The sequence below is a fragment of the Eubacterium sp. AM05-23 genome (assembly GCF_003477535.1).
Classification (GTDB): Bacteria; Bacillota; Clostridia; order Eubacteriales; family Eubacteriaceae; genus Eubacterium; species Eubacterium maltosivorans.
In genome coordinates this window covers 124,809-141,235 of sequence record NZ_QUDF01000011.1, presented here as the reverse complement: position 1 = coordinate 141,235, position 16,427 = coordinate 124,809, and the positions used below count along the sequence as shown (strand labels likewise).

The 16,427-nt window shown below is 51.2% G+C and carries 13 protein-coding genes, 1 pseudogene and 2 riboswitches; of the genes and pseudogenes, 12 read left to right on the top strand and 2 right to left on the bottom strand.

Annotated features, from left to right (window positions below):
* The 3 genes and pseudogenes from DW091_RS15300 to DW091_RS15290 all read left to right on the top strand — a co-directional run.
* Positions 1-228, top strand: a pseudogene (locus tag DW091_RS15300) (trimethylamine methyltransferase); the annotation flags it as partial.
* A gap of 192 nt (positions 229-420) precedes the next feature.
* The gene (locus DW091_RS15295; protein ID WP_224168813.1) at positions 421-1,707 is read left to right on the top strand and encodes an MFS transporter; all 1,287 of its coding nucleotides are present in this window, start codon (positions 421-423) and stop codon (positions 1,705-1,707) included.
* A 282-nt stretch (positions 1,708-1,989) separates the two neighbouring features.
* Positions 1,990-2,403, top strand: a complete 414-nt coding sequence (locus tag DW091_RS15290; protein WP_058696151.1) for a hypothetical protein — start codon at positions 1,990-1,992, stop codon at positions 2,401-2,403.
* A gap of 59 nt (positions 2,404-2,462) precedes the next feature.
* Here the strand turns inward: DW091_RS15290 and DW091_RS15285 are convergent, their stop codons facing one another.
* Both DW091_RS15285 and DW091_RS15280 read right to left on the bottom strand, forming a co-directional pair.
* The gene (locus DW091_RS15285; RefSeq protein ID WP_118518593.1) at positions 2,463-5,453 is read right to left on the bottom strand and encodes a heavy metal translocating P-type ATPase; all 2,991 of its coding nucleotides are present in this window, start codon (positions 5,451-5,453) and stop codon (positions 2,463-2,465) included.
* Positions 5,454-5,565: 112 nt separating this feature from the next.
* Positions 5,566-6,540, bottom strand: coding sequence for a M14 family metallopeptidase (locus tag DW091_RS15280; RefSeq protein ID WP_118518592.1), 975 nt, complete (start codon positions 6,538-6,540; stop codon positions 5,566-5,568).
* 61 nt (positions 6,541-6,601) lie between these two features.
* Here DW091_RS15280 and DW091_RS20730 point away from each other — a divergent pair, with 61 nt between their 5' ends.
* The 9 genes from DW091_RS20730 to DW091_RS15240 all read left to right on the top strand — a co-directional run bounded on the left by DW091_RS20730 (position 6,602) and on the right by DW091_RS15240 (position 16,354).
* Complete coding sequence (locus tag DW091_RS20730) at positions 6,602-6,727, top strand: hypothetical protein (RefSeq protein WP_263422117.1); 126 nt, start codon at positions 6,602-6,604, stop codon at positions 6,725-6,727.
* Positions 6,728-6,775: 48 nt separating this feature from the next.
* A riboswitch (cobalamin riboswitch) is annotated at positions 6,776-6,956 on the top strand.
* Between the two features lie 140 nt (positions 6,957-7,096).
* The gene (nikB, locus tag DW091_RS15275; RefSeq protein WP_058696149.1) at positions 7,097-8,065 is read left to right on the top strand and encodes a nickel ABC transporter permease; all 969 of its coding nucleotides are present in this window, start codon (positions 7,097-7,099) and stop codon (positions 8,063-8,065) included.
* On the top strand, positions 8,066-8,884 hold the full coding sequence (gene nikC / locus DW091_RS15270) for a nickel transporter permease (RefSeq protein WP_118518591.1): 819 nt from the start codon (positions 8,066-8,068) through the stop codon (positions 8,882-8,884).
* A gap of 67 nt (positions 8,885-8,951) precedes the next feature.
* Positions 8,952-10,520, top strand: a complete 1,569-nt coding sequence (locus tag DW091_RS15265) for an ABC transporter substrate-binding protein (RefSeq protein WP_118518590.1) — start codon at positions 8,952-8,954, stop codon at positions 10,518-10,520.
* 30 nt (positions 10,521-10,550) lie between these two features.
* Positions 10,551-11,336: an ABC transporter ATP-binding protein gene (locus tag DW091_RS15260; RefSeq protein ID WP_118518589.1), complete on the top strand. Its 786-nt coding sequence runs from the start codon at positions 10,551-10,553 to the stop codon at positions 11,334-11,336.
* Complete coding sequence (locus DW091_RS15255) at positions 11,320-12,285, top strand: ABC transporter ATP-binding protein (RefSeq protein ID WP_317985604.1); 966 nt, start codon at positions 11,320-11,322, stop codon at positions 12,283-12,285. Before DW091_RS15260 ends, DW091_RS15255 begins: the two co-directional genes overlap by 17 nt.
* Positions 12,286-12,299: 14 nt before the next feature.
* Entirely contained in the window at positions 12,300-13,703 is a 1,404-nt protein-coding gene (locus DW091_RS15250) for an MATE family efflux transporter (protein WP_118518588.1), read from the top strand.
* A gap of 22 nt (positions 13,704-13,725) precedes the next feature.
* Positions 13,726-13,889: riboswitch (cobalamin riboswitch) on the top strand.
* A gap of 401 nt (positions 13,890-14,290) precedes the next feature.
* Positions 14,291-15,010, top strand: coding sequence for a LytTR family DNA-binding domain-containing protein (locus DW091_RS15245; protein WP_058696143.1), 720 nt, complete (start codon positions 14,291-14,293; stop codon positions 15,008-15,010).
* 33 nt (positions 15,011-15,043) lie between these two features.
* Complete coding sequence (locus DW091_RS15240) at positions 15,044-16,354, top strand: sensor histidine kinase (RefSeq protein ID WP_118518587.1); 1,311 nt, start codon at positions 15,044-15,046, stop codon at positions 16,352-16,354.
* The last annotated feature ends 73 nt before the right edge of the window (positions 16,355-16,427 follow it).

Genomic DNA, 16,427 nt, shown 5'->3' with positions numbered 1-16,427 from the left:
CTGAAGGGCAGAACCCCCAAAGACTACCGCGAAGAAACCTACCTCACCAGCCCCGTATTCAACCGCGGCACCTGCAACGAAGAAGGCCGTGCAGCAACCCCGCCGATCGAAGAACGCGCTTACAAAGTCTACAAAGAAAGAATCGACAGCTTCGAATTACCGGATATGACAAAGGCCCAGAAGGACCTGCTGAACGAACACCTTCCGGAAAAATTCAAGATCAAATAAAACGGCATACCAACAAAGAATTCAGCGGATTGGCAAAGCAGGTGCTCTGCTAGTCCGCTTCTAAAATCTATGGGATATAACTTGATGTAAAATCCGGCGGTTTTTAAGAAGTAAGCTAAGCCGGATTTGGTTTTATATGATTTTTATTCTGTAAAGGGGGCAGGCCCGGCCCTTTGGCCGTGTCAAGCAAAGATGAAAAAACAAGAGATTACCTACAAACAATTGTCCAAATTCAGGCGCGCGCTGCTCATCTTTTTGTCCGGCGCGGGCAGCGGCATTATCTATGTTCCGATTTATTTGAAAAATGTATTTTATGAACCGCTTTTGATGGGGCTTAACATTACCAACGCGCAGCTTGGATTTTTGTCCGGAATGTATGGTATCATGGCGACGATTCTCTATATTCCATGCGGTATCATTGCGGATAAGCTGAGGCTGAGAACCATGGCGGCCGGCGGATTTATCAGTACCGCGGCAGTGGTGTACTGGTACGCGTCTCTGCCGTCCTACCCGGTTCTGGTCTTGATTTTTGCCATACTGGCAGTGACGACTATCCTCATTTTCTGGGGATGTCGTTATAAATTGCTGCGTTTTGCCGCGGCCGAAGCCGATTATCCGGCTGTTGTCGGTGTGAGCTACGCATTGTATGGTCTTGGCGGCCTGGCCATCAACGCTGTTACCCTGGCTTTATTTAACGCAATGCCCGACTATCGTGTCGGCGTCAGCGCTGCACTTATTTTCCTTGCTTCTGTTATTTTAGTTCTGGGGATTATTTCGTTCTTTGCCGTACCGCATTTTCAAGATGAGGTCAGCAATGATCCGGATAAAAAATTTGATATCAGCCAGTTTATTCAGGCTTTGAAGCATCCGGGCGTCTGGCTGGCCAGCGGCACCCTGTTCTTTGTCATGATTGTCTACATGGGCATGAACTACACCACCCCGTATCTCACCGACGCGTTCCTTGCGCCGTTAACGCTGGTCAGCATTGTCGGGATGATCCGTTACTATGGGATTGCCATCATCTCCGCGCCGCTGCTGGGCGGGATCGCCAAAAAGGTCAACTCACCCTCCAAAACCATTCTGGTGGTTATGGCGGCCAGCGCGATCTGCTGTTTCGCTTATCTGGTTTTACCTCAGACGGCAAGCTTTATGATGGTCGCCATTGTCATCACCCTGGTATTGGGCTTCCTGGCCAACGGCGCTTACGGCGTGGCCTCCTCTGTTTTAACGGAAACCCATGTGCCAGCCCATATCTTTGGCGCGGCCTCCGGGCTTTTGTCCGTCATCGGTTTTCTGCCGGAAAGCTTTATGCATCAGCTGTTTGGCAGCTTCATTGACAAGTACGCGGTTCAGGGCTACACCTATATTTTCATTTGCCTGACCGTCAGTGCGGTGATCGCCATCGGCGGCTGCATCGCCACTCAGATTTATATGAAGAAAAAATATCCTAAGGACGAAGTGCCGGCGGTAGAAGAATAAAACCCATCGCGGAACCCGGTTTACCCATAAATCCGGCCTCCGTAAAGGCCCTTTGAAATATAAAAGGCCTTTAATATTTATTAACGGCAAAAGATACCCTTTATTTCTGAGAGGGTATTTTTTATTAGTTTTAAAGGAATGATGAAGGTAAGGAAGCTTTAATAATAATTAAAATTTTAGCACTTGCTTGTAACAGAAAAAATAAAGTGGTAAAATACCAAAAATGAGAGAAATATTAATTTAAATGGAGCATTGGAGTGTCTATCGGGAGGTGTAAGGCGAATGAGAGACGCAAAAAATAATATAGAGACAGGCTTCTCCGCTCGGGCTAAGACCTATTTCAAAAAAGGCAGCCTGTTTTCCAAAGATAAAACCTTTGACGGGGAACTTAAATCTCTCAGACGGGTAGTTCGAAAAAATGCGGAGGACTCAGAGAGCAGGAAACATTATTCTTACCACACTTTTGTTATAAAAAAGGGCAGCAGAGAGATGACTTATGTTTTTAAAGGCCATCCGGAGATGGACTTTACCCAGTATTTTAAGAAAGGCGAGCTGGTACGCCATCATGCCGGTTATGAAATACCTGAAAAGTATGACAAGACAGAGGATGATGAAATCCTGTGTATTATCTGCGGTGAGTTTTCACCGGTGGATAAAAACCAGTGTCCCTACTGCGGCGGCGTTCTGCTAAAATAAAAGAAGATATTAAAGATCCCGACTTTCGGAAAAGGAAAGCCGGGATTTTTTAATGCCTTTTATTTTTTATATAAAATACGGATGGAATTGAGCACACAGAGAATGGCAACGCCGGTATCGGCAAAGACAGCCATCCACATATTGGCAAAACCCATCAGGCCCAGAACCATGACCAGTGCTTTGATGATCAGGGCAAAGACCACGTTCTGCCAGGCGATACGGCTGGTTTTGCGGCCGATCTCGATGGCCTGTGGAATGGCCTCGACGCTGGAATTCATGAACACAACGTCTGCCGCCTCGATGGCTGCATCGGCGCCGCTTCCCATGGCTGCTCCGACATCGGCGCCGGCCAGTACTGGCGCGTCGTTGATGCCGTCGCCAACAAACATCACGCCGCCCTGGGCTTTACGGATGGCCTGGAGCTCGCTGAGCTTGTCCTCGGGCAGAAGCTTGGCATGAACTTCATCGATGCCTGTCGCCTTTGCGACCGCCTCAGCGCTTTCCTGGGCGTCGCCGGTAAGCATGGCAGTGCGGATGCCAAGGCGCTTGATCTTGGCGATGGCGTCTACCGCGTCGGCCTTAATGGTGTCTGAGATGACCAGATAGCCGATGAATTTGCCATCCAGGGCCAGAAGCACCTCGGTGCCATAATGATCATTTTTATAGCCGTCCAGGTCAACGTTCTGAGATTCGAGCAACGAGCGGTTGCCGCAGAGCACCGTACCGTCACTTAAAATCGCTTCAATACCTTTTCCAGCGATTTCCCTGGCGGAAGCCGGACGTTCCACGGAAAGCCCCCGTTCCTCGGCGGCAGTTACAATACTGTTGCCAATAGGGTGAGTGGAGGTGAGCTCACAGCTGGCCGCCAGAGCCAGAAGCTTAGCCTCATCCACGCCGCTTGTCGGGATGGCCTGCTGTACAACGAAGTTGCCCTCGGTGATGGTGCCGGTTTTATCCATGACCACAGCCGCGATATTCTTAATCCCTTCGATGGAAACGCCGCCTTTAAACAGAATGCCCCGTTTGGAGCCGGCGCCGATGCCTGAGAAGAAGGCCAGAGGCACACTGAGCACCAGCGCGCAGGGGCAGCTGATGACCAGAAAAGTGATGGCCGTGTAAATCCAGTAATACCAGTCTCCGGTCACAAGGGATGGAACCACAGCAGTCAGGATGGCCAGGCCAACTACGAAGGGGGTATAAATACGTGAGAAACGGGTGATGAACCGGTCGATTTTCGGCTTGCTGGCCGCCGCGTTTTCCACAGAGTCCAGAATACGGGTGACCATGGATTCTTCCAGCACTTTTTCAACCCGCATTTTTAAGAGGCCAGAGGTGTTGACACAGCCCGAAACCACCTCGTCGCCATAGCCGGCCTTGACCGGAACAGGCTCGCCCGTCACAGGGGAGGTATCGATTCGGCTTTCCCCCTCGACAATGACACCGTCCAGGGGAATACGGTCGCCGGGGCGCACCAGAAGAATGTCACCGATGGCGGCATCCTCAGCGTCGATGACCCGCACCTCGTCGCCGACCAGCAGATTGACGACTTCGGGGCGCATATCCACCGCGTTCATGATCTGGCTGCGGCTCTTTTCAACCGCGCGGTCCTCAAAGTATTCGCCGACACGGTAGAACAGCATAACGCCCACTGCTTCAGGGTAATCCTGAATGGCGAAGGCCGCCAGTGTGGCCACACTCATCAGGAAGTTCTCATCAAAGACCTGACCCTTCATGAGGTTTTTGACCGCTGTAATGACAATACGTCCGCCGAGGATGATGTAGGCCAATACGAAAACCGGAATATTGTAAACTGGAGGCAGGGTACGCTCCATGATCTCCCCGATGACAAACAGCGCCGCGCCGATAATGATGCCGATGAGGGTTTTGGTCTCAGCCGACATTTTCTTTTTTTCGGGTTTGGCAGAAAGGACCTGGGGTTCTTGAGCAGCAGCCTTTTGGCGGGTTTCCCTCGGAATAACCTGAACATCCGATTCGATGGACTGGCAGATGTCACGAAACTGGGGGAGCAGGCTGTCTGGATCTCTCCCTGTAACCTTCAACTGCTTAGTGGCATAGGTGATTGTGGCGTTGGTGACACCGTCCAGGGCGTTGATTTTGGCCTCCATTTTGGCAGCGCAGTTGGCGCAGCCCAGGTTTTCAAGGGTATAAACCTTTGTGGCACCCTTCCCCACTGTCTTTTTGCGGGGAATGACCCTGACGTCCGGCTCGATGGCGGCGCAGATTTGCTGAATGTCCGGCAGCAGGGCAGCGGCGTTATCCGCAGACAGGCGCAGCTGCTTAGTGGCGTAGGTGATAGTGGCATACTCGACACCAGGCAGCTCTTTGATTTTGTGCTCCATTTTGGCAGCGCAGTTGGCACATCCAAGATTCTCAAGAATGAAAACCGCTTTTTCCACGTCTGCGTCGGGCATTTTACAGGTGCAGTTAGCCAGACTCTCACCGCAGATGTCACAGTATTCCTCGCCGTGGCGGCAGAGCTCGCATTGACAATCCGCCGGATGGCCGGGGACATGGTGATGATGCTCCTCGTACTCATGGTGATCGTGCCCGCAGCCGCAGGCCTCATCATGGTGGTGATGCTCCTCGTGATCGTGGTGGTCGTGTTCGCAGGCACATGCCGCGTCATGGTGGTGATGCTCCTCGTGATCGTGGTGATCATGCCCGCAGCCGCATTCCGCGTCATGATGGTGATGCTCCTCATGCTCGTGATGATCATGTCCGCAGCCGCATTCCGCGTCGTGATGATGGTGCTCCTTGTGATCGTGAGGAGCATGCCCGGCGGCTACGGGTGCTTTTTTCAGTGAACGGCGTTTCCGCTCAGTAATGAGAATATCCGGCTCGTAGGAAACAGCGATTTTCTGCATTTCCGGCAAAAGCCCGTCTGGATCTTCGGCGGTGAGGCGGAGCTGTTTGGTCGCGTAGACGATGTTAGCCTCGCTGACACCGGGCAGGGCTGCGATTTTGCGCTCGATTTTTGAAGCGCAGTCAGCACACCCCAGGTGCTCAAGTATATAAGTTTTTGTTGCCATAATGGCCTCCTCGGAAAGTTGGATTAAATATGATGAATAAAACATATGAATCATTGTTCATATGTTAATATTAACTGTCCCGAGGAGGTTTGTCAAGGGGTAAAAGTAAAAATTAACGGGTCATCCCTGCGGTTTCCGCAAATTTGCCGTAGGTGATAAGCTCACAGAAATCATCGGTCCAGAGGGTGGCGGACTGGTAGAGGACAACACCATCGTATTCGGCGTGGTAGGTGTCAAGCGTTTTGCCGAAGTAATCCCTGACCTCACCGAGGCGCTGGCCCTTGGCGATGAGCTCGCCCACCTTTACATCGGGATACCAGAGACCGTGGCGCGTGGGCATGAGGTAGACCAGATCGGTTAAATCCACAGGGCGGTGCCGCAGCTCGGGTGCGCCAGGCAGCACGCCCAGGTGCTTCAGAATATTGATGACATCCTTTTTATCCGCGTTCACTTCTTCCTGGGTAAAACGCCCTGCGCAGCCGCGCTCCAGCAGGATGCTGGGAATGCCAAGAACGCCGGCGTAATTGTAAGCCCCGGTGGTGGCAGTGGATTTGACCATATAGGGCACGTCGACGTGAAGGGCGGCCTGCCGGGCAGCTCTGGACACGGTCTCGTCTGCCGCGCCTACGTAATACACGTAAGGGGTCAGGTCTTCAAAAATCTCGCCGCAGTGCAGGTCAATGTAGAAATCAATTTGGGAATAAAGGCTGTACTCAAAAAAATGCGCGACACGGTCGGCAGGGGTGCCCTCCTGGCTGCCTGGAAAAACGCGGTTGAGGTTTTTGTTGTCTCCGGGCATAAGCGTTGGATAGCGGGACTCGAACCCGGGGACATTGACCGGGTGTATGAGGATCAGGCTTCCGTTTACATTTTCGGGGTCAAGCTCGCCGGCCAGCTGGATAGCAGCCTCGATGCCGACGTATTCGCAGCTGTGGATACCGCTGGTGATGAGGACGGTTTTTCCATCACCCGTGCCGTTGACCAGGGTGACGGGAACCTCGATTTCTGTGTGCGGGATGGGCAGCATGCCCTGGATTTTCTCGCCGGGGGAGGCGGTCAGTGTGCCGATTGATAGGTTGTTTTCCATTGCGGACTCCTTTCACTTTTGAAATAATTTTAATTTAAGCCGATTGCCTTGAGTATAAGGCATGGCGAAAACCAATGTCAAGCAGAAAAAAATAAAAGTAAAAAACATACCGGGTGGGGGTATCCGTTTAAATTTAATGCTTTTATTTTTAAAAAAGACTGGACAAGTGCGTGAAAGTCCAGTATAATTTAAGCAATTTCACAGTTTACCACAGTGAAATATTTGTTTAAAAAATTTAATCATGCCAAATACAAGTTCCCGATCGGGGATTAAAAGAGAAACCGGTGCGAATCCGGTACGATCCCGTCACTGTAATAGGGAGTTGTCCGCAAGATGTCACTGAGGCGCAGCCTTGGGAAGGCGTGGACAGACGAAGAACTTAAGTCAGGAGACCTGCTTGTATTGTTGTTTTCAGTAATCTTACGGTAGATAGGAGGGCTTTGTTTTCATTCAGCCGTCTGGGCTGTTTTTTTAATGATTTTCATGCCCTTTCCCTTTTATTCTCCGTTTCGGATTGTTACCCGTATTGCCATTTTGACAGAGGAGGATTTCTTTATTGAACACGAAACAGCTTGTTAACCGTTTGCTGCAAATCGTACTGGTGCTTTTTGGCATCAGCTTTCTGACCTTTTGCCTGACCTATTTATCTCCCGGTGACCCGGCCGAGCTGATGCTGGTGGCCGGCGGCACGCCGCCGTCTGAGGAGCTGCTAGCGGAAACCCGGGAGGAGATGGGCCTCAATGACCCGTTTCTGGTGCAGTATGGCAACTGGCTTAAGGGCTTTGTGGCCGGGGATATGGGGACGTCTTATTCCTCGAAAACGCCAGTGAGCGCGGTACTGCTTAACTGCCTTGGCCCGACGCTGGAGCTGGCGGCCGCGTCGCTTATTCTGATGCTTGTGATCTCCATTCCCCTGGGGATTCTGGCAGCCGTGTACCAGAATCGATTTCCGGATTACCTGGTACGGGGATTGTCCTTTATCGGTGTATCCTTTCCAGGCTTCTGGATCGGCCTGGTGCTTCTGTACGTGTTTGGCCTTAAGCTGAACTGGTTTCCCATCGCCACCTCGGGCACAGGCTTTATGAAGCTGGTACTGCCCGCAGTCACACTGGCCATTGCCATGTCGGCCAAATACACAAGACAGGTGCGCACCGCTGTACTGGAGGAGTTACGGCAGGATTATGTGGCTGGGGCCAGGGCCCGGGGCCTTAAGGAATCGGCCATATTGTGGCGGGAGGTGCTGCCAAACGCCATGCTGCCGCTGGTGACCCTGCTGGGCCTGTCCCTGGGTTCGCTGCTCGGCGGTACAGCGGTGGTGGAAATTATTTTCTCCTGGCCCGGCCTGGGCAAAATGGCTGTGAACGCCATTGCAGCCCGGGACTATCCGCTGGTTCAGGGCTATGTGATCTGGATCGCCCTGATTTACATGGTCATCAATCTGCTGGTGGATTTCTCCTACGGTTATCTGGACCCGAGGCTGCGGGGGCTGGACCGGGAAGTGAGAAGAAAGGCGGTAAAAGCGTAAATGAAAGCTTTTTTCAGACAGAACAGGCTTTTTGCTATCTGCGGGATTCTGGCGGTGGTGATTGTTCTGATCGCGGTGTTTGCGCCGTGGATCGCGCCCCATGATCCCTATGAGACCATTATGCAGAACGCTCTCAGGCCGCCGTCGGCGGAGTACCCCTGCGGCACAGACCAGCTGGGCCGCTGTGAGCTGTCCAGGATTATCTACGGGACGCGGGCGTCGCTGGAAATGACATTGACGCTGGTAGTTATTGTCTTTGCGGCCGGCACGTTTCTCGGGATGGCAGCCGGTTATTTCGGCGGTGCGGTGGACGCGGTGATCATGCGGATATCAGATATGATGATCTCTTTTCCGGGCATGGTTCTGGCCATTGCCATTGCCGGGATGCTGGGGCCGAGCCTCTTTAACACGGTCATTGCCCTGGCAGTGGTGAGCTGGACAAAATACGCCCGTCTGAGCCGCAGCCTGGTACTCAAGATCAAAAACAGCGCGTACATCTCCGCGGCGGTGGTTACTGGGGCGCGGACCGGCCGGGTACTGGGCGGTTACGTCGTACCGAACATCATTCCGACCATGATTGTGACCGCGGCCATGGATGTGGGCACCATGATGCTTGAACTGGCGGCCCTCTCCTTTCTGGGGCTGGGGGCACAGCCGCCCACGCCGGAATGGGGCTTGATGCTTAACGAGGGGCGGCAGTATCTGCAGACCGCGCCCTGGCTCATGCTGTTCCCCGGTATCGCTATTTTTATGGTGGTTTCGGTGTTTAACCTGATGGGCGACGGGCTCCGGGATATACTGGACCCGCGTCAGGATTAGGGCAGCGGGCCTGCGGAGCAAACAACGTTTTTATTTTAATTTTCATATGAATATGAGAGGAGACAAAATGAGTGAATTTAAGAAACTGGTATTGGCAGTGGCGATTCTGGCCATGACGGCAACGGGGTTATCGGGCTGCGGTAGCAGCGGAGGATCTTCGGGGGTCTCAGATCAGCTGAACATTGGAGTGACGAGCTTTGCGGATACGCTTGAACCCACCGAGCAGTATTTCAGCTGGGTGGTCATGCGTTATGGCGTGGGTGAAACACTGGTAAAATTCAACGAGGAGATGGGCGCAGAGCCCTGGCTTGCAGAAAGCTGGGAATTGGGCAGCGATAACCTGACCTGGACCTTTAAAATACGCGACGGCGTCAAGTTTTCTAACGGTACAGCCTTGACCGCTGACCTGGTCAAGACATCGCTGGAGCGGACCTTTGAGATGAGCAAACGCGCCAGCTCAGACTTTTTCCAGTATGAGTCTATAACCGTAGACGGATCAAACCTGGTGATCAAGACCAAGAACCCTACGCCAGGGCTGCCTGGCTGCCTGGCCGACCCGCTGTTTTTGATCGTGGATACCACTGTGGACACCACGGCCTTTGCCACGGACGGGCCGATCTGCACAGGGCCTTACGCGGTTAAATCCTTTGACAAGGAAAAATGTGTGGTGGCAAGAAATGAAAATTACTGGGATGGTGAGGTCCCCTACAGTGAAGTGAACATCCAGGTCATTGATGACGCCAACACCCGCGCTATGGCCCTGCAGTCGGGCGAGGTAGATATGGCCGTCAACATCAGCAGCAGCGATCTATCGCTGTTTGAGGGCAACGATCAGTTTGACATCAACAGCATCGCGTCGCTGCGGACCGTGCTTTCTTTTATGAACCAGCGCGGAGCACTGGCCGATTTGAAGGTGCGCCAGGCGGTGATCCGTGCCCTGGACCGCCAGACCTACGCGGATAATCTGCTCCACGGCACCTTTGAGGCCGGAAAAGCCCCGATTCCGCCGTCTCTGGATTACGGTTTTAACACCCTGAAGGATGAAAACGCCTATAATCTGGAGAGCGCCAGACAGCTGCTGGCCGAGGCAGGCTATGCGGACACCAACGGCGACGGTATTGTGGAAAAGGACGGACAGAACCTGACGCTCCAGTACGTTATTTACGACAGCCGCGCAGAGCTGCCTATCCTGGCCACCGCTACCCAGGCCAACCTGAAGGAAATCGGCATTGACGTCAAGGTCGAGACCTACGAATACACCACTTTGCTGGATATGCAGGAAAACGGCGAGTACGATCTGTTAATCTGGAACGTCATCACCGCCAACACCGGCGACCCGGAAAACTACCTGAAAGAATACTGGAAAACCCATACCGATGAAAACAAAAACGCCAATACGGCCGGCTACAGCAACCCTGAGGTCGACGCGGTCTTAGACCAGCTGTCCACCGAGTTTGACACGGCTAAACGGCAGGAGCTGGTCATTACGGCCCAGCAGCTTATCATGAACGACGCGGCCAGCATTTTCTATGCTTATCCAGAAACCAACATTATTTCCAGCAGGAAGATTACCGGTGTTGAGATGCTGCCAGCGGATTACTATTGGCTGACCAAAGAAATCAAACCAGCACAGTAGGAAAAAACACGATAACGAGAGGAGAAAAAGATGCTGAAAATCCGGGACATGAGCGTCCAGTACGGTGAGAAGCCGCCAGCTGTGGCACACTTTGACCTGCACATGAAAAGACATGAGATCATCAGCGTTGTGGGAGAGAGCGGAAGCGGAAAAACCACGGTGATCCGTTCCATTCTCGGCCTGCTGCCAGGAAGCGGGCGGGTTACCGGCGGAGAGCTCCTTTTTGAGGAGGAGCCCCTGTTGGAAAAAAGCCCGGAAGCCTGGCGGGCCCTGCGGGGCAGCCGCATCGCCATGATTTTTCAGGACAGCGGCAGCATGCTCAACCCCATCCGCAGAATCGGCCGGCAGTTTGTGGATTTTATCCAGACCCATAAAGCCGTTTCAAAGGACGCTGCCCGGGCTCGGGCCGTTGAAATGCTGACGCGCATGCGACTGCCCGACGCAGAAAATATTATGGACAGCTATCCCTTTCAGCTGAGCGGCGGCATGCGGCAGCGGGTGGGCATTGCCATGGCCATGGTGTTTGAGCCCGATCTGCTGCTGGCCGACGAGCCCACCAGCGCCCTGGACGTGACCACCCAGGCCCAGATCGTGCGCCAGATGATGGCTCTGCGCCAGGACTTTGGCACAGGGATCATGATCGTCACGCATAACCTGGGGGTGGCCGCGTATATGGCGGACCGGATCATTGTCATGCGGGCCGGGCAGATCGTGGAGAGCGGCACCCGGGAAGAGGTGATCTTTCACCCGAAACAAAATTATACGAAAGAGTTGGTGGCCGCAGTGCCGGAGCTGGGAGGTGCGCGTTTTGTCTGAAAAACATGAAATTGTCCTGGAAACCAGAGAGCTGACCAAATGCTTCCACACCCCAGGCGGGCGCACGCTCAAGGCCTGCGACAGCGTCAGCCTGACAGCGCGGTGCGGCGAGACCCTGGGCATTGTGGGAGAGAGTGGCTGCGGAAAAAGCACCTTTGTTAAAATGCTGGTTCAGCTTGAAAAGCCTACCTCGGGTGCGATATACTTTAGAGGAAAGGATATCGCCGGATTCTCGGGCGAAGCGGCCCGGCAGAACCGCCGGCATATCCAGATGGTATTTCAGGATCCTGCCGCCTCTTTCAGTCCAAAGATGCGGGTGGGCGACATCATTACCGAGCCACTCATGAATTTTGGCATGATTACCCGGAAACAGCGGATGGAAAAGGCCGCGGCCCTGCTTGAGATGGTCGAGCTGGACGCGGATTTTATGAGCCGCTACCCCCACAACATGAGCGGCGGCCAGCTTCAGCGGGTAGGTATTGCCAGAGCGCTGGCACTGAACCCGGAGGTGCTGGTCTGCGACGAGGCCACCTCGGCCCTGGATGTTTCCATTCAGAAGAAAATCGTGGCGCTGCTCACCCGGCTTCAACGGGAAAAAAACATTGCCATGCTCTTTATCTGCCACGATATGGCCCTGGTCCAGAGCCTGAGCCACCGGCTGGCCGTCATGTATCTGGGCAATATCGTGGAGACCGTGCCAGGCGGGCAGCTGTGCGAAGCCGCCATGCACCCCTATACCCAGGCGCTGCTGGGGTCTGTGTTTTCACTGCACATGGACTGCTGTCAAAAGATCGAAACCATTGACGGTGACCCGCCGAGCCCGCTGGATTTACCGCCGGGCTGTCCCTTTGCCGGGCGATGTCAAAAATGTATGCCGGTCTGCAAAACGAACAAGCCCGTCCTGAAGGACGTGGCGCCAGGCCACCAGGTGGCCTGCCATCTCTATTAATTAAGGAAAACCCTATGGAAGAAACCCGTGAAATCCCGTTAAAGGGCCAGATGACCGAGGGCAGGATTGGGCGGAAGCTGCTGCTGTTCGCCCTGCCCCTTATGTTCTCAAACCTCTGCCAACAGCTGTACAACACAGCTGACGCCGTGATTGTCGGCCGTTTGGTGGGCGCAGACGCGCTTGCAGCTGTAGGCGCGAGCAGTTTGCTCATCACCTTTATGATTTATTTTTTTATCGGCCTGTCTATCGGGGCCAGCGTGCTGATTTCACAGTTTTTTGGCAGCCGGAAATACGATAAGGTGCAGGAAGCTGTGCACACCGCCGTAGCCCTGAGCCTAGTATCCGGCCTTGTCCTCACTGTTCTGGGTCTGGCCTTTGCGCCGGCTATGTTGCGGATGATGAACATTCCCGAGGTCGGGCTGGCATACGCCATACCCTATATCCGCATCTATTTTCTGGGCATGATCCCCATGACCCTTTACAATATCGGCAGCGGCGTCCTGCGCGCTGTGGGCGATTCCAAAACCCCGCTGGCCTGTCTGGTGGTCACAGTTGTGCTAAACATCGGGCTTGATCTGCTCTTTGTAGGGCCGCTGTGCATGGGCGTTGCCGGAGCTGCGCTGGCCACTGCCCTGGCCCAGCTGGCCGCCGCTGTGCTCATTGTCATTATCCTGCTGAGGGCTGACTCCATCTACCGGCTGCGGCCAGCGAGAATCCGTTTTCACGTCCAGACACTCAGGGATATTGTGCGTATCGGCCTGCCCGCCGGGCTGCAGTCTGTGCTGGTCTGTTTCTCCAATGTGGTGGTCCAGTCCCAGATTAACACCTTTGGGCTGGAGGTCATGGCTGGGTTTACCGCTTATATGAAGATTGACGGGTTTCTCTTTATGCCCATTGACGCCTTCTGTCTGGCCATCTCCAACTTCGTGGGCCAAAATATGGGCGCAGGGCGCTGGGAGCGGGTGGTAAAAGGCAAGAACGTCTGCCTGCTGCTGTGCGTTGGTGTGACCCTTGGCCTGGGCGTAATGATTATTCTGAACGCCCGGCTGATCCTGGGCATGTTTACCTCGGACGAGGCAGTGGTTTTAAACGGCATGCGCCAGTTGTACACCGTGGTGCCCCTTTACGGCATTTACGCTGCCGATCAGGTGTTTGTGGGCGTTCTTCGGGGGGCCGGGGCTACGGTCATCCCCATGGTCATCACTCTGGTGTGCATGTGCGGCCTGCGGCTGAGCTGGATTTTTACCACCCTGCGTTTTATACACGATGCGCGCATGATCTACCTGAGCTATCCGCTGACCTGGATCGTGACCGGAGCAGTGCTTTTGCTCTATTATTATAAAGGCGGCTGGCGGCCGGAAAGGGCCGTCCGAAAAATCGTAAAGAATTCAAAAGAAGTTGTTGACAAAGCCGCCTAAAGGGCGTATGATGAAGTTAATTAAATATTGAATGATCCTATGTAGTGGGAAAAGGGTGAGAGTCCCTTGCTGTAATCGCAGCTGTAATGCAAAATGCTTTCTGAAAAAGCCACTGTCAATGATGATGGGAAGGCGGAAAGATGATATTGCTGAGCCAGAAGACCGACATAGTGATTGGTTCTTAAAAGACTCCGATTTAGAGTGCTTAAGAAACGAAACAAAACCTTTACCATCCAGATTATACTGTGTTCGTTCATCCCTCTCTGAATCCGAGAGGGATTTTTTTATGGAATTTAAGGACGGTCGCCTTATCATTCGTATTTAATTAAATCTCATAATGCCTGTTCCATCAGACAGGTGTCATTAAATCCTCTTTTCAGTCAGCGAGGCTGAAAAACCCTCCCTTTTTTGGAAAAGTCCCAAACGCCGGGGCTTTTCTTTTTTTTGAAAAATTTTGAAATTATGGTTTCCAAAGTGTATTTTTATGGTATAAGATTTAGGAGAAATGAAGTTCGCACCCCCTTTTTATAGGGTGATAGGGGAAAATATGGTATAATGGAAGAAATACCGGAAAGGCAGAAAATGGGATGATTAGAATTGGAATTTGCGACGACAATGCTTTGATTGCGGAAAAACTGGAGACGCTTATCATCAGGTATGGTGAGGAACACAGTATTGATGTGGAAACGTACGTCTATCATGACGGCAGCGAGGTGCTTGAGGACCGTATCCAGTTTGATATCCTTTTTCTTGACGTGGAGATGCCAAAAACCGACGGGATCGATACGGCCAAGCAGATCCGTAAGTGGGACGCCCGGGTCAAGATTATCTTTATCACCAGCTATACCCACTACATGCGCAACGCCTTTGCTGTGCACGCGTTTGAATATCTGGTCAAGCCCTTTAACACGGCAAAGGTAAACATGGTGCTGACCGAAGTGTTTGATTTTATCGAAAAGGAGAACAAAAGTCACGATATTTCCCTGATGATGGGCGGCGAGCTAAAGGTCTTTGCCAGCAACGATATTTATTATTTTGAGCGCGTGCGGCGAAAGATCAAAATGTGCACCGCGCAGGGCGATTTTGAATTTAACGGCGTCCTGAGCGAGATTATGGAAAAGGTTCAGGACTTTGACTTTGAATACTGCCACAAAAGCGTGATTGTGAACCTGTTCCACTGTAAGCGCATTGCAGGCGCCGACCTGTATCTGGACAATGGCGAAACCCTGCCCATCGCCCAGAAGCGCGCCGTGGAATTTAAAGCGCGGCTGTTTGATTATATTGAGGAGAATTTTAAGCTGTTGTGAGAAAGGGCTTGGAGGATAGTTTAGGGGAAGAGTATGGATAAGTGGATTTATATACTGGATATGTTCTTGTCTTATGGCGTATCAGGTTATGTAATGATTAAATTTTTATCTGATTTATTTGAAAGAAAGTATAGTGGGAAAATTTACATTTTAGCTTGGTTATTATTTGTTGTAGTAGCTATTGCGTTTAATCTAACTGGTATTGCGATTTTAAAGAGTATATATGGAATAATTTCTGCATGTGCTTTGGGCTTGTTGCTTTTTAAAGCAAAAGATAAAAGAAGAATAGTAGGCGCAGGTGTCTTCTTTTTTCTGTATATGTTCATTATAGATACTTTATCAGTCTTATTCTTTACGGTTTTTAGTGGAAGAACAATAGAAACTGTTCGAAGCGATATAGTTTTGTTATTTATTTGTGGGTTAGGAAATCAAATTATGCTATTATGTTTTTACAAACCAATTGTAACATTAATGAAAAAGCATAAATTTGATATTATTACCTTACAGCAGAATTTGTTTTTGATAGTTCTGGCGTTATTTGAAGCTGCGTTGCTTATTTATATCATGAGTTTTATTGATAAGACTTCAAGTGGTTTAATGTTAACTATGATGATTGCGGGTTTTTTAGGCTTGGATACATATCTAATTTATCTTTTTGAAACTATCTCACAAAAGTATGAGCTCGAAAGAGAGATAGACTTAAAAAAGCAACAGGAAGAAATGCAAAATAATTATTATCATAGCATTGAAACACAATATGATCATTCACGCCGTTTGATTCATGATATGAAAAATCATATGCAAACTCTTGAGGAAATATATAGTGAGGGAAGCGGCATAGAAGCAAAACAGTATGCAAAAACGATTTTAGAGAGTATGGACGCTTTTTCGGGCCGTTTTAAATGTAAAAATCGTGTACTAACAATTATAGTTAATGACAAGATTTTAAAATGCGACGAACAAAGTATAAAAATTAATACGCAAGTAGAAGACTTAAACTTTGATTTTATAGACCCTTTTGATATGACCACAATTTTTTCAAATTTACTGGATAACGCAATTGAGGCCTGCTCAAAGGTTCCGATCGAAAGAAGAAAAATTGATTTAACGGTTTATAAGTTTAACGAATTTATAACAATCAGTATTCGGAATCCCTATAATGGCAAACTGGTTTGGGATAAAGACAGCCTGGTATCTACAAAGGGCGGGAAACATATGGGGCTAGGCCTGAAGAACGTGAAGTCGGCCATAGAGAAATACGAGGGCACAATGCAGCGAAAAAGTGATGCAGGTCGTTTCGAAGTAAAAATTTTAATGTCACCGGAAAGTAGAACAGACGTATAAATTTGTATTTGGAGCATGGATGATGTCAAAAAGACAATCAAAAGAGGCTTTAAGGTAAATTGGATTGAAGATA